Origin of the sequence: Comamonas odontotermitis (assembly GCF_020080045.1) — a bacterium.
In the GTDB taxonomy this organism is placed as follows: Bacteria; Pseudomonadota; Gammaproteobacteria; order Burkholderiales; family Burkholderiaceae_C; genus Comamonas; species Comamonas odontotermitis.
Genome location: NZ_CP083451.1, coordinates 3,931,954 through 3,957,335, shown reverse-complemented (window position 1 = coordinate 3,957,335; position 25,382 = coordinate 3,931,954). Strand labels below are relative to the sequence as shown.

The following is a 25,382-nucleotide window of genomic DNA, read 5'->3' as shown; positions in this document are numbered from 1 at the left end:
TCGGTGGCAGTGCTGAACAGACAGATTTCAAACGAACCGCATTCATCAAAACAATCAGCAGCGCAATCCACGCAGACCTGAGCAGCTATCCATTCAAGAGCATATAGAGGGTCTGACCTGGTGGGTTACCAGTCCAGCTCTGCCGCAGATATTGCGGCTGTGCCCTGACTTTTGTTTGCATTGCCTGTGGCGCAGGAGCCGCGCAGACGTGTGTGAGTGGGTGATTTGCCAGGCACATGAAAGACTCTAAACTCATTCAGCAGATCGAAAACATGTGCAGCGCTGGTTACTGTACATGGGTGAGATGAGGACCTTTCTGAATGGGGATGCGTGTTACAAATTTGCTGCGCTTGGTCGCGAAATAGGCTTTGACATTGCGCACATTGGCCTGCGATGTGAAAAGCCTTTGTGCCATGGCCAGATAGGCGGGCATGTCGTGCGCATAGACTACCAGCACGAAATCCGGTCCCGGGCTCACGCGCCAGCATTGCTGTACGTGGTCGCTTGCCACCACCAGGGCTTCAAATGCATCCAGCGCCTCGGCTCCTTGCCGCTCCAGGCTGACTTCCACCAGCACGGTCAGGCCAAAGCCCTGCAGCCGTGCCAGCGCATCACTGGAGAGCAGGGCGACCTGTGTCTCGATCAAGCCCAGCTCGCGCAGACGTTTGATGCGGCGCAGGCATGTGGGCGGCGAGACATGCACTTTTTCCGCCAGAGCCTGGTTGCTGATGGAGGCATCGTGTTGCAAGGCGTCCAGCAATTGCAGATCGATGATGTCGAGTTCTAATTCATTCAAAATCTTGTCCATTTAGAAATAATATTTCAAATCATTGAAATGGAGAAATTTAATTTCATAAAAATAAAAAAATAGATGAATAATTTTCTTTTGACGTATCTACACTGCAGCCATCGATCAAGGAGTGAAACCCATGTGTGGCATTGTTGGAGCCGTTTCTACGCGCAATATCGTCCCGGTGCTGGTGCAAGGCCTGCAGCGGCTGGAGTACCGGGGCTATGACTCATGTGGTGTGGCAGTGCACGATGCCAGCCTGGAAGGCAACCAGGGCACCGGTCTGCACCGTGCCCGCAGCACGGCCCGCGTGGCAGAACTGATGGAGCAGGTGACCAAGGAACACCTGCAGGGCGCCACCGGCATTGCCCACACGCGCTGGGCCACCCATGGTGCGCCAGCCGTGCACAATGCGCATCCGCACTTCAGCGCCGGCCCGGGCGTGGGCGACTCCAACGCTGTGGGTCGCGTGGCGCTGGTGCACAACGGCATCATCGAAAACCATGAAGCCCTGCGCGCTGCCTTGCAGGCCAAGGGTTATGAGTTTCTGAGCCAGACCGATACCGAGGTCATCTCGCACCTGGTGGACAGCCACTACAACGGCGATCTGTTCGAAGCCGTGCAGGCTGCCATCAAGGAATTGCGCGGAGCCTATGCCATTGCAGTGATGCACAAGGATGAGCCGCACCGTGTGGTGGGCGCGCGGGCGGGGTCGCCCCTGATTCTGGGGGTGGGGCAGAGCGAAAACTTTCTCGCCAGCGATGCCATGGCGCTGGCGGGCGTTACCGACCAGATCGTCTACCTCGCGGAAGGTGACATGGTCGACCTGCAGATCGGCCGCTACTGGATCGTGAACCATGCGGGCAAAACCATGGAGGCGAGCGAGCGCCCCGTCAAGACCGTGCATGCCCATAGTGGTGCGGTAGAACTGGGGCCCTACCGCCACTATATGCAGAAAGAAATCTTCGAGCAGCCGCGCGCCATTGCTGAAACCCTGGAAGGTGTGGTGAGCGTGGTGCCCGAGCTGTTTGATGGCGCGGACGGCACCGCCGCGTGGCGCGTGTTCAAGGAAATCGACAACGTCCTCATCCTGGCCTGCGGCACCAGCTATTACAGTGGCTGCGCAGCCAAGTACTGGATCGAAGGCCTGGCGGGCATTCCCTGCAATGTGGAAGTGGCCAGCGAATACCGCTATCGCAAAAGCGTGCCCAACCCCCGGTCGCTGGTCGTCACCATCAGCCAGTCGGGCGAAACCGCTGATACGCTGGCTGCGCTGCGCCATGCACAAGGCCTGGGCATGACCCATACCTTGACCATCTGCAACGTGGCGACCAGCGCCATGGTGCGCGAATGCAAGCTTGCCTACATCACCCGGGCAGGCGTGGAGATTGGCGTTGCCTCGACCAAGGCCTTCACCACGCAATTGGCAGGCCTGTTCCTGCTGACCCTGGCGCTGGGCCAGGCCAAGGGCAAGATCACCGAGAGCGAGTCCGACCATTACCTGGAGCAGATGCGCCATTTGCCGGTGGCGCTGCAGGCCGTGCTGGCGCTGGAGCCACAGGTGGTGAGCTGGGCCGAAGACTTTGCGCGCAAGAACAACGCGCTCTTCCTGGGGCGTGGCATCCACTACCCGATTGCACTGGAAGGCGCACTCAAGCTCAAGGAAATCAGCTACATCCACGCCGAAGCCTACCCGGCTGGCGAGCTGAAACACGGCCCCCTGGCGCTGGTGGACAGCGAAATGCCGGTGGTGACCGTCGCCCCGAATGACGAATTGCTGGAAAAGCTCAAGAGCAACATGCAGGAAGTGCGCGCGCGGGGCGGGGTGCTTTATGTGCTGGCTGATGCCAACACCGACATCGAAAACGCCCCGGGCATTCATGTGATCCGCATGCCCGAGCACTATGGCGCGCTCAGCCCCATTCTGCATGTGGTGCCGCTGCAATTGCTCTCGTACCACACGGCCCTGGCTCGCGGCACGGATGTGGACAAGCCGAGAAACCTGGCCAAGAGTGTGACGGTGGAGTGACCGGCAACTCCATGGTGGGCGGGGCAATGACGCATGGTATTTGCAAAGCCTGCTCTGCCTCTGCAGGCGCAAAACCCAGGGGTAGGTCTGACGCACACCCGGCTAGGTACGTAGCCAAGCGTCACTCCATGGCATGAGATCAACGGACGCTCAAGAAGTCGCATGGACTGCCCCTGGCCAGGGGCAGTACAGCAGGTCAATGCACAAAACAGACGAAGTAATGCTGGATATATGGAAAAGTCGTGTTCTTGGGCTCAATGATTACCATGACATTTGTTCTGTCAAATCCTGGGTTGCAAGCGCGAATGACTAGCAACATCTTTTAATAGGCTGCTAAGGCTATATACGGTAGGACGCGTCTTGAGGGGCGCCTACGTAGCAGGTTGATGCCCCGCTTTGGGTTTGTGAACGTTCTGTTTGTTATCAGTTCAAGCTGACAAAATCCTGACGATGACCGTTTGTCGGATTGATCCCCCTGTCTTGACAAAGTAACTTGGCAGCTTTGTAAAGCTCGTTTACATTTGGTTTGATAGTCATACTAAATAGAGACGGGCTATGCATAGAAAAATACTGCCAGCTCAGCTGGCGAGGGGTTGGTTCGCCATATGCGCGCTGTTTGTGCTTGGGGTGTTGATTTCCACGCAGAAATGACCCAGTGGGGATGCGGACGAAAACTTGGACTACCAGGAGGTAGTTCATGTATTCCTACGAAGATCGAATCCGAGCCGTTGAGCTCTACATCAAGCTGGGCAAGCGCGTCAGGCCCACCATCCGGCAGCTGGGCTATCCGACGAAGAATTCTTTGAAGGGTTGGTACAACGAGTACCAACTCAAGCTCGACTTGTCCGCTGGCTACGCAGGCCGTGAACCGAAGTTCTCGCAGGCGCAGAAGGCCGCAGCCATCGAGCACTACCTCACCCATGACCGATGCATCGCGGCCACCATGAGGGCGCTGGGCTACCCCGGTCGTGGAACGCTTACCAAATGGGTGCGTGAGGCATTCCCTGAGGCCAGAAGGGCTCTGGTTAGCAGTGTGGGTCAACGAAGGTATCCCGAGAGCTTGAAGCAAGCGGGAGTCATGGAGCTTTGCACTCGGCAGCAAAGTGCGCAAACAGTGGCTGATAAGTTCGGCGTATGCCGGCCAACGTTGTACAACTGGAAGAACCAGCTGCTGGGACGTGAGGCACCCGCATCAATGAAACACACCGATCAATCACCGCAGGAGCGAGAGCGCGAAGAACTCGAGCGCCAGGTTGAGATACTGCGCCGCGAAGTCAGGCAACTGCGCCTTGAGCAGGACCTCTTGAACAAGGCCAATGAACTGTTAAAAAAAGGTCTGGGCGTCGATCTGCAGCTCCTGTCCAACCGGGAGAAGACACTGCTGATTGACGCCCTCAAGGAGCACTACCGCCTGCCAGAGCTCCTCGCACAGTTGGGTCTTGCACGCAGCTCGTACTTCTACCATCGGTCCCGCACAGTGGTCGGCGACAAGTACCTTGTGGTGCGCCAGTCCCTTACCGAGATCTTTGAGTCCAACCACCGCTGCTACGGCTACCGCAGGCTGCAAGCCTCTCTGGCCAGAGAGCAAGGCCCGATCTCCGAGAAAGTGGTGCAGCGGCTGATGAAGCAAGAGAATCTGGTCGTCGCAAAGCCCAAGCGGCGCAGGTTCGCGTCCTACCTCGGCGAGATCAGCCCGGCACCAGATAACATCATCAACCGTGACTTCCAGGCGGCCACCCCAAATGAAAAGTGGCTCACGGACATTACAGAATTCCAGATCCCAGCAGGCAAGGTGTACCTGTCACCCATCATCGATTGCTTCGACGGCATGGTGGTGAGCTGGACCATTGGAACGAGCCCGGACGCAGAGCTGGTCAACTCAATGCTGGATGCAGCTATTGAGACAGTGGCAGACACAAGCGATCGTCCAGTGGTCCACTCTGATCGTGGTGGCCACTACCGTTGGCCAGGCTGGCTCTCTAGGATGAGCGAGGCGAACCTCACCCGCTCGATGTCTCGCAAGGCCTGCTCTCCTGACAACGCGGCTTGCGAAGGCTTCTTCGGCCGCCTCAAGAACGAGTTGTTCTATCCTCGGGACTGGAAGGGCACGACCATCGAGCAGTTCATTGAGGTGGTCGACTCGTACATCCGCTGGTACAACGAGAAGCGGATCAAGATATCCCTTGGCTCTCTCAGCCCTGTTGAATACCGGGCGAGCCTTGGACTTGCGGCGTAAACCAGTCCAAGTTTTTATCCGCATCCCCGGTGGGTCAGGTTTGCGTGGAAATCAACAGCCACCCAAATGCGCTATGACGCCAGAGGTCGCAGAACGCACACCATCACCCCGATGGGTAACACCTCCGTCACCCGCTATGATGAAAAAGGCCGGGTCGTGGAAATCCTCGCCCCAGGTGAAACCGAAGGCGCGGGCCGCAGAACGGTCTACGACAGCAACGGCTGGCCCATCCAGTCCATCAGCCCCAGCGGGCTCATCATCGAAACCACCTACGACGAAAGAGGCCGCATCCAGGCCAGCAAAGACCCGGCTGGCAACGTCACCCGCTATGAATACGGGGAGGACGGCACAACCCAGGCGGGCCAACTCATCGCCACCCAATACCCCACCTACAAAGAAACCTACCAGTACGACCAACAAGGCCGGCAAACTACAGTCACCCAGCACCTGGGAAACAATGAAACCCGCACGCAAAGCCAAGCTTACGATGCGCTGGGCCAGCGCGTAGCCAGCACCGACCCAGCTGGAAGAGCCACGCTCACCCAATACGATGCCATGGGGAGAAACATCCAGAGCACAGATCCGGCGGGGCAAAGCACCAAACAAGGCTGGAATGCGCATGACCAGTTCATCAGCCTGACCGATGCCAACGGCAACACCCACAAGTTTGAATACGACAAGGTGGGGCATCCCATCAAGGAAATTCGCCCTCAGGGCGGCACGATTAAATATGCCTACAATGCCCTAGGTAATCTGATTAGTAGAACTGATGCTGGTGGCAACATCCGCACATATATCTACGATAGTGCGAGCCTCAAAGTTAAGGAGGTAATAAAATTTTCTGATGATCGTATCGATCAAAAAATTGACTACTTTTATGATGCTGATGGTCATCTAATTAAATACGAACAAAATGACCGCAGTGGTACCTTGATTAGTGGTGCTAGTTATAAAATAGATATTCAAGGAAGAGTTATTGAGAGCCTTATCCGATATGGGAAAATTGATGGATTTGCCGAGATAAATTTGACTATTGGCCAGAGTTTTAATGTTGATGGACAATTGAAAAGCAATTTATATTCGGATGGCAGTAGTCAGCGCTATAAATATATTAATGGGTATTTGAGTGAAGTTATTCTTCCGAATGAAAGTATTATCAAATATGATGATTATCAATGGATGATGCCTGGAAGTATTAGTGCGCCAGGTGTTGTTAAGAGAATAATTTATGACAATCTGCAGCAATCTATTGGTTTTGAAATAAAAAATCATAACAATAAAACTTTGGCAAAGCAATTCCTTCAATATGATTTAATGGGGAATGTTGTTCAAACTAAATCTGAGATTGGTCAGACTGATTACTATTATGATCGCATGAATAGAATTGTAGGAATTGAACCGGATGATAGTTTGAAAAATCTAGGCCTGCCCAAAGAAAATTATGATTATGACCCATTGGGTAATCGCATAGGGAGCAGGCATCAGCTTGGTGTATGGAGCTACAATGCGGACAACCAACTTACTCGATACCCGCGATCTATTCCATTTGGTACGGTATCTGTTTTAGATACTGAAGTCAGCTATATCCCTCAGGGTCATGTGCAGAAGGAAGTAAATGGTCAAGAAAAAAGAGAATATGAATATAATGCCGCAGAACGCGTTATTAGGTTTGTGAAAACTTTGAATAATCAAACCTCTCCAGAGGTGGAGTCTAGTTATAAATATGATCCTTTTGGAAGGCGGATTGCAAAGAATATTAAAAATAATAAGGGTGAGACTACCACTTGGTTTGTCTATACCGAAAATGCACTTGTGGCAGAAGTTAATGAGAATGGTCAAATCACAAAGGCGTATGGATTTAATCCTCAGACGGGTCAGCAAGGACTGTGGAGCACCGATCCCCTGTGGCAGGCAAGTGTCATTGACAGTAGCTTGTCAAATATAAATAGTCAGTACCATTATCTGCACACAGATCACTTGGGGACGCCTATACTGGCAACATCTATTGATGGCGATGTAAGTTGGAAGGCCATTAGTGAAGCCTTTGGGGCGACGAACATTTTACCAGAGAGCAGCATTTTGGTAAATTTTAGATTTCCTGGACAGTATTACGATAACGAGACTGATACCTCATATAACTTTCATAGAGACTATAATTTTAATTATGGAAGATATATTCAAGCCGATCCGATTGGGCTTCGTGCAGGAGTCTCTCTTTATGCATACGCAAATTCAAATCCATTAAACATAATAGATTCACACGGTTTGCAGTCGTTTGATCGATTTAATAAATGCAGTAAATTTCGCTGGGGTGATTATTACAATAGAGTTGGGGGGGCCAGTTCTGATGTTGTTGGCTTAAATTCAATAGGATTATTAGATGAATTTATAAAAACGCCGTCTGTTAGTTCCGCAATGGAAAGTACTTTTTCTTTTTACAAAAACCGCCTTCGGCAAGTACTGGAAGGAAAGTGTGGAAGTGCACAAAATTACGCATGCCTAAGTGACAATAAGATTGTTAGTGAAACTATTAGTGTTCAGGAATTTGATGGCGACTATGCAGTAGCTGACGATGGCGATTGTATGGAGCCAATTGGAAGAGGGAAATTATATAATAAAGGGACTTGCTCTGGGAGTTTGACTTGTAACACCGGAGAGTATCATGGAACTTGCTCGCTGCGTTTTTATATTCGAGATGCATATAAAAATCCTTGGGATTATTATAGCTTGGCAGAGAAGGTGGGTGTTAACTTTAATACTGGGACGCCGTATAAAATTCATGCAGACTGGTTTAAATCTAAATCATGGTAGCAAAGCGAAGATTGGTATTTTCTCTATGCGTAAAAATAATAATTGTATACATCGCAATTAAGATTTTCATCACTTTTTTACTGCTTTTTTTTTCAAAATCAGCAAAAAAAAATATCTTGTATGATTCCATATTTTTTGGAGTGCTCGAGGGGGGGGTTATATTAGTGATTTTGATGTGCTGTTTAATTTTTATTTTGCTAAAAATTAAATACAAATTCTACCTAAGGTCGAGTATTATAATTTCTATACTTTTCTATTCAATTGTGAATTCGATCTATATCCTGATTGGGGTTGATGAATATTTTATACTCACCATATATAGTGGCATAGTATATGAATTGTTTGTAATTTCTATATATTCATTTTTTTGTTTGTTATGGGGGTATATTTGAGTAGATTTGTGAAATCGAGTGGATGGCATTAATGCACTGATGGTGTGTGGCGAGCGGGTATGTTTGTGCGGCGGGTACAGTCGACGCTCAACAATGGGGAGCATCTCAAAACCTCTGTTCTGAAAAATCGGCATCAAAAAATCAAAGGGTTGCGAGACGATTTTTTGAAATTTCAGGGGTTTTGAGAGGTTCTCTTTTGTATGACGCATTGAGCCAGCCGCTTGCTTCGCCTAGCAAAGCCAGGGCGCCATGCACGCGCATGAATCCCTGCTTGCCTGTGACGGTGGAGTGACCGCAGTGAATGGTGCTGTATGAAAAAACAGTATCATTTGCGCAAATGCTGCCGCCCCACCGTTTCTACTACCTGCACAACTTTCAGCGTGCGCTCGACTGGATTGGCGAGCGCTATGCGGATTTGCTGGATGTGCGTGAGCAGGCGTTTCTGGCCGGTTTTTCCGGGCTGCCGCAGCCGTCGCAGGCGCTGCTGGTGCGCATGCTGATGCGGCGGGGACCGTGGTTTCGGGCGGACAAGCTGGTGTACGAGGAAATCCCCGATGTTCGGGCGGCCGCAGGCCCGTTGCTCGCGCAAGGCTGGATCGATGCGGATGCCGCCATGGCGCTGGACGAGCTGTTTGCGCTGCACACCAAGCCAGAGTTGCTGCAGATACTGAATGATTTTGGGCTGCAGCGCTCGCTGGGTAAGCGCGAAATGCTTCAAATTTTGCAGCAGACCGAACCAGAGGCGAAGCCCTACGCGGCATGGTTTCCTGCTGCTCCGCATGCGGCATGGCGCGTGGCGATCAGCGATCTGGCCGAGCGGCTGCGGCTGATGTTCTTTGGCAATCTTCACCAGGATTGGTCGGAGTTTGTGTTGGCCGATCTGGGCATCTTCCAATACGAATCGGTGGCGTTCGATGCGCAGTCGCGGGCTTTCCAATCGCGTGCCGACGTGGATGGGTATCTGGCCCTGCAGCAGCTGCGCCAGTTGCTGGACGAGAGCGGGGATGCGGCGGCAGTGCTGGCGGCCATTGACGATGGCCGTGGCGAAGACTGCTGGCGCAACCCCTGGCTGGAGCGGCGCCGCGCCAAGCTGCTGCTGCGCGTGGGCCAGGCCTGTGAGCGTGCGCAGGATTGGGCGCTTGCCAGCGAGGCGTATGCGCGGTGCAACTACCCGGGCGCGCGCCACCGGCGCATTCGGGTGTTGGAGCGGCAGGCGCTTTTTGGCGATGCGCTTGCTCTGGCGCGGACGGCGCAGGCTGCGCCGGAGAGCGACGAGGAAAGCCAGCGCATTGCGCGCATGTTGCCGCGCCTGCTGCGCAGCCTGGGCGAGGCCCGTCCTGGCCGCCGCGCCCATCTGCAGCCCGAGGTGGCGCAGATGCGCATCGATGTGGAGCTGGAGGCGCCACGGCCGCCCACAGCTGTGGAATACGCACTGCGTGACCACTGGCAGAGCGGTGCGGCGCCGGTGTTCTATGTGGAGAACGCGCTCATCAACTCGCTGTTTGGCCTGCTGTGCTGGCCAGCCATTTTTGCGCCGCTGCCAGGGGCATTTTTCCACCCTTTCCAAACCGGCCCGGCAGACCTGGGCGCGCCTGATTTTGCAGCGCGCAGAGCAGCGCTGTTTGATGAATGCCTGGCGCTGCTCGATGGCGATGGCTGGCGCGAGGTGATTCTGCAGCGGTTTGACGCCAAGGCGGGCACGCAGTCGCCCTTTGTGTTCTGGGGCACGCTGACGCCCGAGTTGCTGGCGCTGGCGCTGGCCTGCATTCCTGCGGCGCATCTGAAGCTGCTGTTTGCGCGGCTGCTGTGCAATGTGAAGGGCAACCGCAGCGGCTTTCCCGATCTGGTGCGCTTCTGGCCCGCAGAGCAGCGCTACGAGCTGGTAGAGGTGAAAGGCCCGGGCGACAAGCTGCAGGACAACCAGATCCGCTGGCTGGAATACTGCGCCGCGCATGGCATTGCGGTGCGCGTGTGCCATGTGCGCTGGCGCGATGGGGAGACGCTCTCTCGGGACGCGCCAGACGAGCCCAGCGTGGACACATCGGGTGGAGGCACTGCGTGAGCTACGCCGTTGCCGTGCGCGCGTTGTGCGAGTTCACGGCCCGCGCGGGCGATCTGGACTTGCGCTTCACCCCTGCGCCCACGGCTCTCGAAGGCACGGAAGGCCACGGCATCGTGCGCGCACGGCGCAACCAGGGGTACGAGGCGGAAATCAGCCTGTCCGGCCAGTGGGAGGATCTGCTGGTGCGAGGCCGGGCCGACGGGTTTGACCCGGATGCGCAGCAGCTGGAGGAAATCAAGACCTACCGTGGCCAGCTGGAACGGGTACCCGCCAACCACCGCGCGCTGCACTGGGCGCAGGCCAAGGTGTATGCGCACCTGCTGTGCCAGGCGCGTGGCTTGCCGCAGATACGGGTGGCGCTGGTGTATTTCAACATCGGCACGCAGCAGGAGGCAGTGTTGGCCGAAACCTGGGACGCCGCGCCGCTGCAGCAGTTTTTTGAAGGGCTTTGTCAGCGCTTTCTGGCCTGGGCGCGCAGCGAAGCGGCGCACCGCAGCGCACGCGATACGGCGCTGGCGACGCTGCGGTTTCCGTTTGCGCAGTTCCGCGCCGGGCAGCGCGAGCTGTCGGTGGCGGTGTACCGCACAGCCAGCACCGGCGAGGCGGGCGCCTGCCTGATGGCGCAGGCCCCCACAGGCATCGGCAAAACGCTGGGCACGGTGTTTCCCATGCTCAAGGCCTGTGCCACACAGGGGCTGGACAAGCTGTTCTTTCTGACGGCCAAGGGCACCGGCCATGGGCTGGCGCTGCAGGCGCTCGCCACAGTCAACGCACAGCTGCGCAGCCAGGGCGAGGCCGTGCAGCTGCGGGTGGTGGATTTGCAGGCGCGCGACAAAAGCTGCGAGCACCCGGACAAGGCCTGCCATGGCGACTCCTGCCCGCTGGCCCGTGGTTTTTACGACCGGCTGGCGGATGCGCGCGCCCAGGCGTTTGCCCACCACAGCGCGTTGGAGCCTGCGCAGGTACGGCAGGTGGCGTTGGCGCACCAGATCTGTCCCTACTATCTGACGCAGGAGCTGGCGCGGTGGAGCGACGTGGTGGTGGGCGATTACAACTACTTTTTCGACAGCGCGGCCATGCTGTATGCGTTGACGCAAGTCAACCAGTGGAAGGTGGGCGTGCTGGTGGACGAGGCGCACAACCTGCTCGAACGCGCTCGCCGCATGTACACCGCCGAGCTGCCGCAGTGGGCGCTGGTGGCCGCGCGTGCATCGGCTGCGGGCGCGGTCAAAAAGGCGCTCGATGGCCTGCAGCGCCAATGGGCCGCCATCAACCAGGCGCAGGAGCAGGATTACGAGGTGCATGAGAGCGTGCCCTCCGGCTTGCTGGGCGCCCTGCAGCGCGTGGTGGGCGCGATTGCCGATGCCCAGGGCGACAGCCCGCTGCTACCGGGTGACGCGGTGCTGGATTTTTACCTGGCAGCGCTGCAGTGGCTGGCGCTGGCCGAGCAGTTTGGTCCCCATGCGCTGTTTGATGTGAGCCGGCATGCCAGCGGGCAGGCTGCCATGGCCCGCACAGCAGGGCGCAGAAAGCCGCTGTCCACCCTGTGCATTCGCAATGTGGTGCCTGCACCGCACCTGGCGCCCCGCTATGCGGCAGCGCAGGCCGTGGTGCTGTTTTCGGGCACGCTCAGCCCGTCGCAGTTCTACCAGGATCTGCTGGGGCTGCCGCAGGCCTCGCGTTGCGTCGATGTGCCTGCGCCATTTGATGCGGCGCAGTTGCAGGTGCGGGTGGCGGGCCATATCTCCACCCGTTTCAAGGACCGCGAGCGGTCGCTGGCGCCAATTGCTGATCTGGTGGCAGCGCAGTACGCCCGCCTGCCGGGCAACTACCTGTGCTTCTTCAGCAGCTTTGACTACCTGCAGCGCGTGGCGGCCTGCATGCTGGAGCGACACCCCCACCTGCCCCTGTGGCAGCAGACGGCGGCAATGGACGATGCCAGCCGCACGGCCTTTCTCGACCGTTTTGTGGAAGACGGGCAGGGCATTGGCTTTGCCGTGCTGGGCGGCGCGTTTTCCGAAGGGGTGGATTTGCCGGGCAAGCGCCTGATTGGCGCCTTTGTGGCAACCCTGGGCTTGCCGCAGGTCAACCCCATCAACGAACACATGATGCAGGCCATGGCAGGGCGGTTTGGCGCCGCCCGGGCCTACGACTACACCTATTTCTATCCGGGCCTGCGCAAGGTGGTGCAGGCCGCAGGCCGGGTGATCCGCACCGAGCAGGACCGGGGTGTGGTGGTGCTGATCGACGACCGTTACCGGCGCGCCCAGGTGCGTGCCTTGCTGCCAGCCTGGTGGCACGTAGAGGGTCGTTAGCAGGTTGTTTGCTATGCTATTTAATGATCTGGCGCGCACCCACCAAGCGCTGGCGGCCGGTTTTGTATAAATTCTGGCGCAGCACAGCGCAGCACAGCGCAGCGCTGCCGTGCCATGGCCTGCAACGGCGTGGCAGCCTGCAAAGACGGCATGACGACCGTACTGGCGCATGGCGGGCCAGGGGCCTTGGCAAAGTCAACCAACCTATCGCCAGATCGAGAAGTGCCATGAGCTGGGGCGCACTGCGGGGGCATAGGCGCAACCCGTAAAATCACCGCTTTTGCAGATGCCCCCGTGGCCCTGCATGCCTGATTTTGAACCGCCCGATATTCCTGGCGGCCCGGTGCGCTCTGCGCAGCCTGGGCTCCGGTGCGGGCGTATGTTGGTGCTTTCATGAACAACACCCCCCCATCTTTTTTCAGCCGCATCGCCATTGCGATCGGCAGTTTCTTCGCCATTCTCGGCAACGGCCGTCTGGCGGGCGATGTCAGCCGCCTGCGCGGCGGTGAGGCCCTGGCTGCCGATGTGCAGCCCCAAGAAGTGCGCGTTGAGGTCCCTGTCGAGAAGATCGTCGAAGTCCGCGTGGAAGTGCCCGTGGAAAAAATCGTCGAGAAGACCGTGGAAAAGCGCGTCGAGGTGCCGGTCGAGAAGCTGGTGGAAAAAACTGTCGAGGTGCCGACCGACACCGCAGCCCTGCAACTGCTGGGCCTGATGCAGCGCGAGGCGCGCTTTGTCGACTTCATCCAGGAAGAGGTCGCACCCTACACCGATGCCGAGATTGGCGCTGCCGCCCGTGTGGTGCACGAAGGCTGCCGCAAGGTGCTGCGCGAGCATTTCGCCATGGAGCCCGTGCGCCCTGAGGCCGAAGGCAGCCGCATCACCCTGCAGGCCGGTTTTAACGCCGCTGCCGTGCGGCTGACCGGCCATGTGGTGGGCCAGGCGCCCTTCACCGGCACGCTGGGGCATCGCGGCTGGCAAGTGACGCAAGTCAAGCTGCCGCAACTCACCGATACGCAAGCCGCCAAAATCATCGCGCAGGCCGAGGTGGAGCTGTGAGCATGGAGCACAACGCACAGTACAGCATCGGCATTGACCTGGGCACCACGCACTGCGCGCTGTCATGGGTGGACAGGTCCGCCAGCGACGGCGAGAAAGTGGTGCAGGGCGTGCTGGACATTCCCCAGCTCACCGGGCCGGCCAGCGTAGAGGCCAAGCCGCTGCTGCCATCCTTTCTGTACCTGCCGCACGAGAGCGAGTTGACGGCTGCCGACATGGCGCTGCCATGGGGCGCGCAGCAGGATTTTGTGGTGGGCGAGTTGGCGCGCACGCGCGGCGCTGCCACGCCGATCCGGCTGGTCTCCAGCGCCAAGAGCTGGCTGTGCCACCCCGGTGTGGACCGCCGCTCGCCGCTGCTGCCCGCCGATGCGCCACCCGAGGTGCACCGTGTATCGCCGCTCACCGCCTCCATCCGCTACCTCTCGCACCTGCGCTGGGCCTGGGAGCAGGCCCACCCCGAGGCGCCGTTTGACGCCCAGGACATCACCGTCACCATTCCCGCATCGTTCGACCCCGCGGCGCGCGAGCTGACGGCCGAGGCGTGCAAGGCGGCGGGGTTCCAGAACCTGACACTGCTCGAAGAGCCCCAGGCCGCGCTGTACAGCTGGATTCAGGCCACGGGTGGCGACTGGCGCAAGCAGGTCAGCAACGGCGACGTGATCCTCGTCGTGGACGTGGGCGGCGGCACCACCGACCTGTCGCTGATCGCCGTGCTGGAGCGCGATGGCAATCTGGAACTGCAGCGCGTCGCCGTGGGCGAGCACATCCTGCTGGGCGGCGACAACATGGACCTGGCCCTGGCCTACGGCGTAGCGCGCAAGCTTGCACAAGAGGGCAAGCAGCTCGATGCCTGGCAGACCCGGGCGCTTGCCCATGGCTGCCGCGCCGCCAAGGAGCAGTTGCTGGCTGACGAAAACCTGCAGGCCGTGCCCGTGGTGGTGCCCAGCCGTGGCAGCAAGCTCATCGGCGGCAGCATCCGCACCGAGGTGACGCGCGCCGAAGTGCTCGCCATGCTGGTGGAAGGCTTCTTCCCACAGGTCGCCGTCAGCGACAAGCCCCAGACCCGTGCGCGCGGCGCGCTCACGCAGCTGGGCCTGCCCTATGCGCAGGACGCGGCCGTCACCCGCCACCTGGCGGCATTTCTGTCGCGCCAGGCCGGGGCTTGCGAGCAGATCGAAGGCCTGCAAGGCACGCAGCCTGCGGGCGCGAGCTTCCTGCACCCCACGGCTATTCTGTTCAATGGCGGCGTACTCAAGGCCGGGCAGATCGAGCAGCGCATTCTCGCCGTTGTGAACGGCTGGCTCGCTGCCGAAGGTGCGCAGCCCGCGCGCCTGCTCGATGGCGCCAACCTCGATCTGGCTGTTGCGCGCGGCGCCGCCTACTACGGCCATATCGCAGCCCAAGGCCACGGCGTGCGCATCCGTGGTGGCACGGCGCAAAGCTATTACGTGGGCGTGGAATCGAACATGCCAGCCATCCCCGGCATGGAGCCGCCCATCTCGGCCCTGTGCCTGGCGCCCTTCGGCATGGAAGAGGGCACGGAAGTGGCGCTGGACGCGCAAGAGTTCGGCCTCGTCGTGGGCGAGCCGGTGCGCCTGCGCTTCTTTGGCTCCAGCGTGCGCCGCAGCGACGCCGTTGGCACCATGCTGGACTTCTGGGGCCCCGAAGAACTGGTGGAACTGCAGGAGATTGAAGCACACCTGCCCGCCGAGGGCCGCGCGAGCGGCGAAGTGGTCCCCGTCACCCTGCATGCCCGCGTGACCGACATCGGCACGCTGGAACTCAACGCCGTGCCGGTGGGCGGCAGCGAGCGCTGGAAGGTGGAGTTCGATGTGCGGGCGGAGACTGTAGCCGCAGACGCCGAGCCTGCCGCGTATTGATACCTTGATCTGAACCACCTGCCGCATGACTGCCGTGACTGAAAGCACTTCTTTTGGCTCCGCGCGTTATGTGGTGGGCATCGACCTGGGCACCAGCCACACCGTCGTCGCCAGCGTGCCTTTGAGCGGTGTGGCCGGAGAGATTGCACTGCTGAACATTCCCCAGCGCAGCACGGCTGGCGAGGTGCTTGCGCAGCCCCTGCTGCCTTCGGTGCGCTACCAGGCGGCACCCGGCGAGCTGGGAGACGCCTGGCGTGAGCCCTGGCCGCCGCAGGGTGCCGATGCGCAGGCGCCTGCCGTCATCGGCCGCTGGGCGCGTGATCTGGGCACGGCCGTGCCGGAGCGGCTGGTGGCTAGCGCCAAGAGCTGGCTGTCGCACACCGGCGTGGATCGCACGGCGCCCATCCTGCCCTGGGGCGCTGCTGAAGATGTGGCCAAGGTATCTCCGCTGGCGGCATCGAGCGCCTATCTGGCCCATGTTCGCGCCGCGTGGGACCGCGCACACCCCGAGGCCCCGCTGCACCAGCAGACCGTGGTGCTGACGGTGCCTGCCTCGTTCGACGAAGGCGCGCGTGCGCTGACGCTGGAGGCCGCGCAGCTGGCGGGCCTGCCCGGTGTGCATCTGCTCGAAGAGCCCAAGGCCGCCTTTCACGACTGGCTGGTGCTGCAGGGCGAACAGCTGGCATCTCAATTGGCGGGCAGCCGGTTGGTGTTGGTCGTCGACGTGGGCGGCGGCACGACCGACCTGACGCTGATCCGCGTGGAGGCGTCGCCCGACGGCGGCCTGCCCGTGCTCACGCGTACGGCCGTGGGCGAGCACCTGATGCTGGGTGGCGACAACATGGATCTGGCGCTCGCCCACCAGCTGGAGGCGCAGTTTGCAGGGGAGGGCGAGCGGTTGCCAGCCCCAAGATTTGCCCAACTGGTGCAGCGCTGCCGCATCGCCAAGGAGCAATTGCTGGCTGCCGATGCGCCTGAGCGTGTGGCGGTGACGCTGCTGGGCGGCGGCAGCCGCCTGCTGGCCCAGGCCCGTAGCGCCACGCTCACGCGCGAGCAGGTGCGCCAATGGGTGGTCGATGGTTTTTTGCCGCCCGCGCAGATCAGCGATATTCCCGCCCGGCGGCAGGGCGCGCTGCGCGGCTTTGGCCTGCCGTATCCGGCCGATGCGGCGATTTCGCGGCATCTGGCGCAGTTTCTGTCGCAACACGCTGCTGGCGCTGATGCAGCCCATCTGCCCGATACCGTGCTGCTCAACGGCGGCGTCTTCCACGCCCATGCCGTGGTGGAGCGGCTGACCGAGCAGCTCTCGGCCTGGCGCGGCAGCCCGGTGCGCGTGCTGCACAACCCGCACCCTGACTGGGCCGTGGCGCGCGGCGCGGCAGCGTATGGACTGGCGCGTTTTCAGCCGGTTATTGAAGAAAAAGCGGATTCGGACGAGCAGGATCAGGCGCAGGCTGCTATCAAAATTGATAAGTCAGTGATTGCCGCGCGCCTGCCGCAGATCGGCGGCGGCTCGGCGCGTAGCTACTGGCTGCTGTTGCCCGCAAAATCTGGCGCCCGCCCGCAAGGCATCTGCCTGTTGCCGCGCGGCACGGAAGAGGGTGTGCGCATCGTGCTCTCGGGCCGGCGCTTTGCGCTGCGGCTGGGCGAGGCCGTGCGCTTCAATCTGCTGGCCAGCAGCCGCAGCGATATACCGGCGCAGGCGGGGCAGATTGCCGCGATCGGCGGCGAGGGCTGGGTGGAGCTGCCACCGCTATCCACGGTGCTGCCCGCACCGCAAGGGCGCGATAAGGCACAGGTCGAAGTGCAGTTGCAGGCCAGCATGACCGAAGTGGGCACGCTGGAAGTGCGCTGCGTACCCGCGCAGAAGTCTGGCGATGCCTCCCCCTCCTGGCTGCTGCCGTTCTCCGTGCGTGGTGCTGTACGTGGTGCAGTAAGCGATGCAGTGAGCGATGGCATTGATGCTACTGATTTGGTAGCTGATGGTGCAGACGAAGCAAGCGCCAGAGGCCAAAATGGCTTGAATTCACACGATGCACGCCTGCCTGAGGCCGTCGCACTGATCGATCGCATTTTCGGCAACCAGGCGCAGGACGTGACGGCCAAGGAAGTGCGCCAATTGCGCCAATCGCTGGAAAAAGTGCTGGGCCCGCGCGAGGCCTGGGGCATTGCCCTGCTGCGCGCCTTGTTCGATGCCTTGCTGGCCCGCGCCCGGCGCCGCCGCCGCACCGTGGAGCATGAGCGCGTCTGGCTCAACCTCGCAGGCTGGTGCCTGCGGCCCGGAGTGGGGGCAGAACTCGATGCCTGGCGCATGGAGCAGGTCTGGGCGCTCTATCCCCATGGACTGGGCCATGGCAAGGAAGCAGGCAACTGGACCGAGTGGTGGGTGTTCTGGCGCCGCGTGGCGGCGGGCCTGAGCGAAGCGCAGCAGATGGAACTGCTCGAAGACGTGGCTGGCCACATGCAAAAAGCCGTGCAGCAAACTGCCCGGGGCAAGAGCAGCCATGGCAGCTACGACGATATGCTGCGCCTGTTTGCTGCCATGGAGGCCGTGCCCTGGCAGTACCGCCAGGAAATGGGCCAGTGGATGCTGCAGCGCTTGAAGCGCCCCGAGGAAACCGTGCAGACCTGGTGGGCCATCGGCCGCCTTGCCGCGCGCCAGCCGTTGGCTGCCAACGCGCACCTCGTGATGCCACCCGAAGCTGCGCAGGAATTTCTGAACGCCACGCTCGCCCAGGACTGGCGCAGAAACGAAACCGCCATGTTCGCCGCCGTGCAGATGGCCCGCATGACCGGAGACCGCGCGCGCGATCTGGCGGATGCCGCGCGTGCCCAGGTGCTGGAGAAAATGCGCGCCGCAGGCGCCCCGCCGCGCTGGATCGCCATGGTGGAGCAGGTGGTGCAGATGGAAGCCGAAGACCAGAAACGCAGCTTTGGCGACAGCCTGCCGCCGGGGCTGGTATTGCTGTAGCCGTAGCAGCTTTTGTCGCCAAGGCGGAACGGTTCGCGCGTGCTGTGGGCGCTTTGCCTGTAAATTGGCAGCTTCCGTGTCATCCGTGGGCCGCCGCGCCATGAAAGATTCCGTATTGCATATCCGGCCGCTTGTCGCTGGCGATTTGCAGGCGCTGCTGGCGCTCTACCAGCACTTGCATGCATCAGACGACCCTCTGCCGTCTCCTGCTCGCGTGGAGGCCATCTGGGCAGACCTGGTGGCCGATCCGCGCAATGTCTACGTGGGCGGCTTGGTGGACGGCCAGCTGGTGGCCAGTTGTGTGCTCACCACCATCCCCAACCTCACGCGCGGCTGCAGACCGTATGGTTTGATTGAGAACGTGGTGACGCACAGCGCATTCCGGCAGCGCGGGTTTGGCAAGGCTGTACTGCAGCACGCCTTGCAGCAGGCCTGGGCCCAGGGGTGCTACAAGGCCATGCTGATGACTGGCCGCAAGGACGAAGCGGTGATGCAGTTTTATGAAGGCGCGGGTTTTGACCGCCACGACAAGCAAGCCTTTGTCGCCCGGCCACCGGCGTGACCGGTGCAACAATGCACAGGCTCCATTGCGCAGCAACCGGAGGGTGCTGCCAACAAGTTCAAAACTACCGAAAGAGTTTGCTATGAAATTTGATGTTGTGGCGCGCACTGGCCGTTCGTCAACAGCTGTTTTCTTCTTCAAGCGCAGGTGGCTGGTAGTGGCCGCTGGCGCTGCTGTGCTCGCTGGCGCGCCGCAGGCCTGGGCGCAGGCGGTGGGCAACTGGCCTGCCAAACCCATCACCTTCATCGTGCCCCAGGCGCCCGGTGGTGCCAACGATGTGATTGCCCGCGCGGTGGCGCAGGGCCTGGAGAACTCGCTGGGCCAGCCCGTGGTGGTGGAGAACCGGCCCGGTGCCAATGGCAACCTGGGCACCAGCCAGGTGGCGCGCGCTGCGGCAGACGGCTACACCTTCCTGGTGACAGCGCAAAGCGCCTACACCATCAACCCGGCGCTCTACACCACGGTGCCGTTTGATCCGCTCAAGGATTTCACGCCCATCATGCAACTGGCGGTGGCGCCATACCTGCTGGTAGTCAACCCCAGATTCCCCGCCAAAACGCTGGACGAGCTGGTGGCCTATGCCAAGGCCCACCCGGGCAAGGTGGAATATGCCTCGGCAGGCAACGGCACGCTCAACCACCTGCTGGGCGAAATGCTGAAAAAGCAGAAGAAGATCGAGCTGCTGCATGTGCCGTACAAGGGCGCATCGGCTGCGGCCACCGATGTGGTGGCGGGCCAGTTGCCCATGACGTTCGGCAGCTTTCCCGGTGTGATGCCCTTTGTGACCAGCGGCAAGCTGCGCGTGCTGGGTGTCGCCTCCGACAAGCCGACGCAGCTGGCCCCCGATATTGCGCCCCTGGGCAAGGATCTTGCGGTCACCAGCTGGTACGGCCTGTTTGCACCCGCTGGCACGCCTGATGCCATCGTCACCCGGCTACACGCTGCCATCGCCAAGGTGATGGCAACGCCCGCCATGGCAGAGCGGTTGAAGGGGCTGGGCGCAGAGCCCGTGCAGTCCGATCCGCGCAGCTTCAAGGCAGCGCTGCCTGCCGAGTTGGCCTACTGGAAGCAGGTGGTGCAGGATTCGGGGGCGCACATTGACTGATGCACAACTGCTGGCAGCCTGCGCCGCTGTGCCCCGGGTCGGCCATTTGCCCGCCGGGCCGCGCAATGCCATTACCGATGTGGCGGGCCTGCGCGTGGGCCACTGCACCGTTGCCCAAGGCGACCTGCAAACCGGTGTGACGGTGGTGGTGCCGCCGGTGGCCAATCCCTTTTTGCACAAGCTGCCAGCGGGGCTGGCGGTGATCAATGGCTTTGGCAAGAGTGCGGGCCTGGTGCAACTGGCCGAGCTGGGCCAGATTGAAACGCCCATCGCACTCACCAATACCTTTGGCGTGCCGGCCGTGGTGCAGGCACAGATTGCCGAGTGCATTGCCGCCAACCCCGAATGCGGCCGCAGCCTGCCCACGGTGAATGCGCTGGTGCTGGAGTGCAATGACGGCTACCTGAGCGACATCCAGCGCATGGCGGTGACGGCAGACCACTACCGCCAGGCCGTGCAATCTGCCGCCTATGAGGTGGCCCAGGGCGCAGTGGGCGCGGGGCGCGGCATGTCGTGCTTTCAGCTCAAGGGCGGCATCGGTACGGCCTCGCGCGTGGTGGAAATAGCGGACCGCCACTACACCGTGGGGGCGCTGGTGCAGGCCAATATGGGCAAGCTCGCTGACCTGCGCTGGGGCGGTGTGCCGGTGGGTGCGGTACTGCAGCAGCGCCTGCAGGCCAAGGAGCAGCAGGCCGCGCCCGGCGATGGTGTGGACAAGGGGAGCATCATCATGCTGCTGGCCACCGATGCGCCGCTGGACAGCCGCCAGCTCAGCCGTGTGGCCCGGCGCGCTGCTGCGGGGCTGGCGAATACCGGCTCCTGCTATGGCCACGGCAGCGGCGATATTGCGCTGGCGTTCAGCTGTGCCTATACGCAGCCCGCCGATGTGAACGAACCCATGCCCGCCGTGGCAATGCTGCACGAGGCGCAGCTCGATCCGCTGTTCCGCGCCGCGTCCGACGCCGTGGAGCAGGCCATCTACCATGCGATGTGGCATGCGCAGACGGTGCAAGGGCGCGATGGCCATCGCCGCTGGGGCTGGCAGGATCTGTGGAAAGACTGAGCAATGAAAGTACTGATTTCTGTTGATATCGAAGGCGTGGCCGGTGTCTACCACGCCGAACAGGTGCGTGCGGGCAACCCCGAGTATGAGCGTGCCCGCCGCTGGATGGCCCAGGAGGCCAATGCGGCGATTGATGGCGCCTTTGCAGCCGGGGCCACCGAGGTGTTCGTCAACGATTCGCACGGCGGCTTTCGCAATATGCCGCCCGATCTGCTGGATGCGCGGGCGCAGGTGATTCAAGGCAAGCCGCGTTACCTGAGCATGGTGGCCGGTGTGGAGCTGGGCGTGGATGCGGTGTGCATGGTGGGCTACCACTCGCGCGCCCAGGGGCGCGGCATTCTGGCGCACACCATCAATGGTTTTGCGTTTGCGCGGGTCTGTATCAACGGCCAGACAGCCAGCGAAGCCCATATCTACGGTGCGCTGGCCGGTGCCTATGGCGCGCCGGTGGTGATGCTGGCAGGCGATGATGTGCTGCGCGCAGAAAACGAGGCCCTCTTTCCCTGCGCCGTGTTTGTGCAGACCAAGCGCGCCACGGGCCACGCAAGCGGCATCAGCCTGTCGCCCGAGCAGTCTCAGGCCGCGATCCGTGAAGGGGTGGTGCTGGCGCTGACGCAACGCGCGCAGTGCGAGCCGCTCCTGGCCGCCAGCCCGGTGCGGGTGGAGATCACCGCCACCTCGCCCGGCATGGCCGATCTGTTCTGCCAGTGGCCGACGCTGGAGCGTGTGGATGGCTGCACCGTACGCTTCAGCGCGCCCGAGATCGAATCTGCCGTGCGCATGGTCAACTGCCTGTCAGCCATGTCGTCGATGCTGCGCTAGGCCAATATACGAAGATGTACAAAGGCGTCTCGCGCAGCAGCAACTGCGTTGGTCAGCGTATGGGTATCTGTACCGCAGCGGGCACCGGCACCGCCGTCACGCTGTTCTGGGGCGAGCCTTCGATCACACGGTCGGAATAGGTCATGTACACCAGTGCGTGGCGGCTGGTGTCGACCATGCGCACCACGCGCAGGCGCTTGAAAAGCAGCGATGTGCGTTCGCTGAAGACTTCATCCTGCTGCTTGATCGGCTTTTCGATGGTGATGGGGCCTACCTGCACACAGGCAATCGACGCTTCCGAGCGGTCTTCCGCCAGGCCCAGGCCGCCTTTGATGCCGCCGGTCTTGGCGCGCGAGACATAGCAGGTCACGCCCTTGACCTGGGGGTCGTCATAGGCTTCGACGACGATCTTGTGGTCGGGGCCGACCAGCTTGAAGACCGTATCCACCGATCCAATGGTCTCCGGGCTGGCCATGGCGTGGCCTGCTGCGGCGCAGGCACCGGCCACCAGCATGGCGCGCAGGCAAGGGGCAAATCGCATCATCGAATACTCCTGTAAAAAATCCTTGAAATCTGCGCTATCGCGCATCTGTCAAGGATTTTGTATTTTATTTTTATAGCAGATGCCAGCCGGGCCGGCATCTTGGGGGGCAGCGCGGTCGCTGCGCAGTTTTTCAGGCCAGCGCGGCTTCTGCCACGTGCTTGCGCAGATGTGCCAGCGCTTCTTCCACTTGGTCCACCAGCACCAGGCACAGGTCGTCCGGTTGCAGGCGCGAGAGCGCGTGGTCGATGGCGATGAATTCGCCGTGGATTTCGGTGACATAGCTGGTGCGCGGCGCACCTTGCAGGCCCTTTTGCAGCAGGGCCAGCACCTCGCCGTCTTCGCGGCCACGCTGACAGGCATCCTGGTACAGGATCACGTCGTCGAACACCTTGCCCAGGATCTGGGTCTGCTCGATGATGTCCTGGTCACGGCGATCGCCCGCGCCGCTGATGACCACGCTGCGGCGCTTGGCGGGCATGGCTTCCACGGCCTGCACCAGGGCGCGCATGGCATCCGGGTTGTGGCCGTAGTCGGCAATGATGGTGGCGCCCTTGTAATCCATCACATTGAAGCGGGCAGGCGCATTGTCGCTGTCGCTCAAGAAACCCGCGAGGCCGCGGCGGATGGTCTGCCAGGGCAGGCCCGTCGCCCAGGCGGCGCCGATGGATGCCATGATGTTTTCCACCTGGAAGGTGATGGTGCCATTGCGGGTGAGCGGAATCTCGCGCAGCGGAATGGATTCGCGCCACGAGCCTTCGGCGGCCACGATGCTGTCGCCATCCACATAGACCACGCGGCTGCCCTGGGCGCGGTGCGTGGCCATGACGGGGTGGTGGCGGTCGGCCGCAAAGAAGATGACCTTGCCGGGGCAGACATGGGCCATGGCGGCCACGAGCGGATCGGCCGCGTTCAGCACGGCATAGCCGGTAGGCGCCACGTTCTGCACAATGACGCGCTTCAGCACGCCCACATCTTCCTTGGTGGTGATGTAGTTCAGGCCCAGGTGGTCGCCTTCGCCCACGTTGGTGACGACCGCCACCTGGCAGCGGTCAAAGCCCAGGCCTTCGCGCAGGATGCCGCCGCGCGCGCATTCGAGCACGGCTGCATCGGTTTCGGGGTGGGCGAGGGCGTTGCGGGCGCTCTTGGGACCGGAGCAATCGCCGCTGTCGATCTGGCGGCCGTTGACCCACACACCATCGGTGTTGGTCATGGCGGTGCGCCAGCCGTGCGAGGTGAACAGGTGGGTGATCACGCGTGTGGTCGTGGTCTTGCCGTTGGTGCCGGTGACGGCCACCACGGGAATACGGCCATCGTCGCCCGGGGCGAACAGCTCGTCCACCATGGGCACGCCGACATTGCGCGGGCGGCCGAACGAGGGCGCCAGGTGCATGCGCAGGCCGGGGGCGGCATTGACTTCGACAATGCCGCCGCTTTGCTCTTCCAGCGGCTTGAGCATGGTTTCGCAGACCACATCCACGCCACAGATGTGCAGGCCGATGGTCTGGGCGGCTTCAATGGCGCGTGCGGCGATCTCGGGATGCACATCGTCGGTCACATCGGTGGCGCTGCCGCCGGTGGACAGGTTGGCGTTGTTGCGCAGCACCACGCGCTGGCCCTGGGCGGGCACGCTGTCTGGTGTGAGGCCTTCGCTGGCGATGCGGGCGATGGCGATGTCATCGAGGCGAACCTTGGTGAGCGCCGTGCCATGGCCCGAGCCGCGGCGAGGGTCCTGGTTGACGATGTTCACCAGCTCGCGGATGGTGTGCTGGCCGTCGCCCAGCACCTGGGGCGGCTCGCGGCGGGCCGCTGCCACCAGCTGGCCGCCAACGACCAGCATGCGGAAGTCGTGGCCGGGCAGAAAGCGCTCGACCAGGATTTCATCGCCAAATTCGCTTGCCACCTTGTAGGCAGCTTCCAGGCCTTCGCGGGTGGTGATGTTGACCACCACGCCCTTGCCCTGGTTGCCATCCTGCGGCTTGACCACGACAGGCAGGCCCACTTCCTGGGCCACGGCCCAGGCGTCTTCCACATCGACCACGGGGCGACCCATGGGCACGGGCACGCCAGCGGCATGCAGCAGGCGTTTGGTCAGGTCCTTGTCCTGCGCAATCGATTCAGCAACGGCGCTCGTGGAGTCGAGCTCTGCCGCCTGGAAGCGGCGGGCCTTCGAGCCCCAGCCCAGCTGCACGAGCGAGCCGGTGGTCAGGCGCCGGAACGGAATGCCCCGGGCGACGGCGGCATCGACAATGGCACCCGTGGAGGGGCCAATGCGGTCGTCTTCGTCCAACTCGCGCAATTGGGCAATCGTGGCATCCGCATCGAAGGCGGTGTCGTTCAGTGCGGCCTGGATCAGCGCCTCGGCCTTTTCCATGGCCAGCTTGCCCACGGCTTCTTCTGTGTATTCAACCACCACCTGGAAGGTGCCGCGTTCCACGGTCTCCTGCGTGCGGCTGAAGGTAACGGGGCAACCAGCCTGGGCTTGCAGCGACAGGGCAGCGCGCTCCAGCACATAGGCCAGTGACAGCTGCTGGGCCGCGCCATGCGGCTGCAGCGTGCCAATGGTGGGGAAGCGCGCGCGCAGCTTTTCTTCAAAGCCGGGCATGGCGGTGTACAGCAGTTCGCTGTCGTCACAGTGCACGACGGCTTCGATGGCGGTGCTGCGGGTCCAGAGGTTGGGGCCACGCAGGGCTCGGGTGCGGGTGATCTGCATAGTGTTCTTTCAGCTGAATATCAAGCTATTTATT

At 61.2% G+C, this 25,382-nt stretch carries 16 protein-coding genes; 12 read left to right on the top strand and 4 right to left on the bottom strand.

Going from position 1 to position 25,382, the window contains the following annotated elements; translation table 11 throughout:
- Positions 1–286: 286 nt before the first annotated feature.
- Positions 287–796: an Lrp/AsnC family transcriptional regulator gene (locus LAD35_RS18200; protein WP_224150357.1), complete on the bottom strand. Its 510-nt coding sequence runs from the start codon at positions 794–796 to the stop codon at positions 287–289.
- Positions 797–929: 133 nt separating this feature from the next.
- On the opposite strand from LAD35_RS18200, the gene glmS reads away from it, so the two are divergent.
- The gene (gene glmS / locus LAD35_RS18195; protein WP_224150356.1) at positions 930–2,819 is read left to right on the top strand and encodes a glutamine--fructose-6-phosphate transaminase (isomerizing); all 1,890 of its coding nucleotides are present in this window, start codon (positions 930–932) and stop codon (positions 2,817–2,819) included.
- 423 nt (positions 2,820–3,242) lie between these two features.
- On the opposite strand, the gene LAD35_RS18190 is transcribed toward glmS, so the two are convergent.
- Positions 3,243–3,518, bottom strand: coding sequence for a hypothetical protein (locus tag LAD35_RS18190; protein WP_224150355.1), 276 nt, complete (start codon positions 3,516–3,518; stop codon positions 3,243–3,245).
- Between LAD35_RS18190 and LAD35_RS18185 the strand changes: the two genes are divergently transcribed.
- The 11 genes from LAD35_RS18185 (at position 3,517) to LAD35_RS18135 (ending at position 22,094) form a co-directional block, all read left to right on the top strand.
- Entirely contained in the window at positions 3,517–5,055 is a 1,539-nt protein-coding gene (locus tag LAD35_RS18185; RefSeq protein WP_224148987.1) for an IS3 family transposase, read from the top strand. The two genes, LAD35_RS18190 and LAD35_RS18185, sit on opposite strands and share 2 nt — an antisense overlap.
- 111 nt (positions 5,056–5,166) lie before the next feature.
- Complete coding sequence (locus tag LAD35_RS18180; RefSeq protein ID WP_449720086.1) at positions 5,167–7,866, top strand: RHS repeat-associated core domain-containing protein; 2,700 nt, start codon at positions 5,167–5,169, stop codon at positions 7,864–7,866.
- A gap of 729 nt (positions 7,867–8,595) precedes the next feature.
- Positions 8,596–10,320 (top strand): VRR-NUC domain-containing protein, encoded by a 1,725-nt coding sequence (locus LAD35_RS18175; RefSeq protein WP_224150353.1) that lies wholly within the window; start codon positions 8,596–8,598, stop codon positions 10,318–10,320.
- Positions 10,317–12,635, top strand: a complete 2,319-nt coding sequence (locus tag LAD35_RS18170) for an ATP-dependent DNA helicase (RefSeq protein WP_224150352.1) — start codon at positions 10,317–10,319, stop codon at positions 12,633–12,635. Before LAD35_RS18175 ends, LAD35_RS18170 begins: the two co-directional genes overlap by 4 nt.
- Positions 12,636–13,028: 393 nt before the next feature.
- Entirely contained in the window at positions 13,029–13,691 is a 663-nt protein-coding gene (locus tag LAD35_RS18165) for a DUF2760 domain-containing protein (protein ID WP_224150351.1), read from the top strand.
- Between the two features lie 2 nt (positions 13,692–13,693).
- Entirely contained in the window at positions 13,694–15,571 is a 1,878-nt protein-coding gene (locus tag LAD35_RS18160) for an Hsp70 family protein (protein ID WP_224150350.1), read from the top strand.
- 34 nt (positions 15,572–15,605) lie between these two features.
- On the top strand, positions 15,606–18,542 hold the full coding sequence (locus LAD35_RS18155) for an Hsp70 family protein (protein ID WP_396022759.1): 2,937 nt from the start codon (positions 15,606–15,608) through the stop codon (positions 18,540–18,542).
- A gap of 100 nt (positions 18,543–18,642) precedes the next feature.
- Positions 18,643–19,104: a GNAT family N-acetyltransferase gene (locus LAD35_RS18150; RefSeq protein ID WP_224150348.1), complete on the top strand. Its 462-nt coding sequence runs from the start codon at positions 18,643–18,645 to the stop codon at positions 19,102–19,104.
- 82 nt (positions 19,105–19,186) lie between these two features.
- A complete protein-coding gene (locus LAD35_RS18145) occupies positions 19,187–20,209 on the top strand; it encodes a Bug family tripartite tricarboxylate transporter substrate binding protein (RefSeq protein ID WP_224150347.1) in 1,023 nt (340 codons plus the stop codon).
- On the top strand, positions 20,202–21,272 hold the full coding sequence (locus LAD35_RS18140; RefSeq protein WP_224150346.1) for a DmpA family aminopeptidase: 1,071 nt from the start codon (positions 20,202–20,204) through the stop codon (positions 21,270–21,272). The genes LAD35_RS18145 and LAD35_RS18140 overlap by 8 nt, the downstream gene beginning before the upstream one ends.
- A gap of 3 nt (positions 21,273–21,275) precedes the next feature.
- Positions 21,276–22,094 (top strand): M55 family metallopeptidase, encoded by an 819-nt coding sequence (locus LAD35_RS18135; RefSeq protein WP_224150345.1) that lies wholly within the window; start codon positions 21,276–21,278, stop codon positions 22,092–22,094.
- Positions 22,095–22,146: 52 nt separating this feature from the next.
- Here LAD35_RS18135 and LAD35_RS18130 read toward each other — a convergent pair whose 3' ends face one another.
- A complete protein-coding gene (locus LAD35_RS18130) occupies positions 22,147–22,635 on the bottom strand; it encodes a CreA family protein (protein ID WP_377779915.1) in 489 nt (162 codons plus the stop codon).
- A 133-nt stretch (positions 22,636–22,768) separates the two neighbouring features.
- The gene (gene cphA / locus LAD35_RS18125) at positions 22,769–25,348 is read right to left on the bottom strand and encodes a cyanophycin synthetase (RefSeq protein ID WP_224150344.1); all 2,580 of its coding nucleotides are present in this window, start codon (positions 25,346–25,348) and stop codon (positions 22,769–22,771) included.
- Between the last annotated feature and the right edge of the window lie 34 nt (positions 25,349–25,382).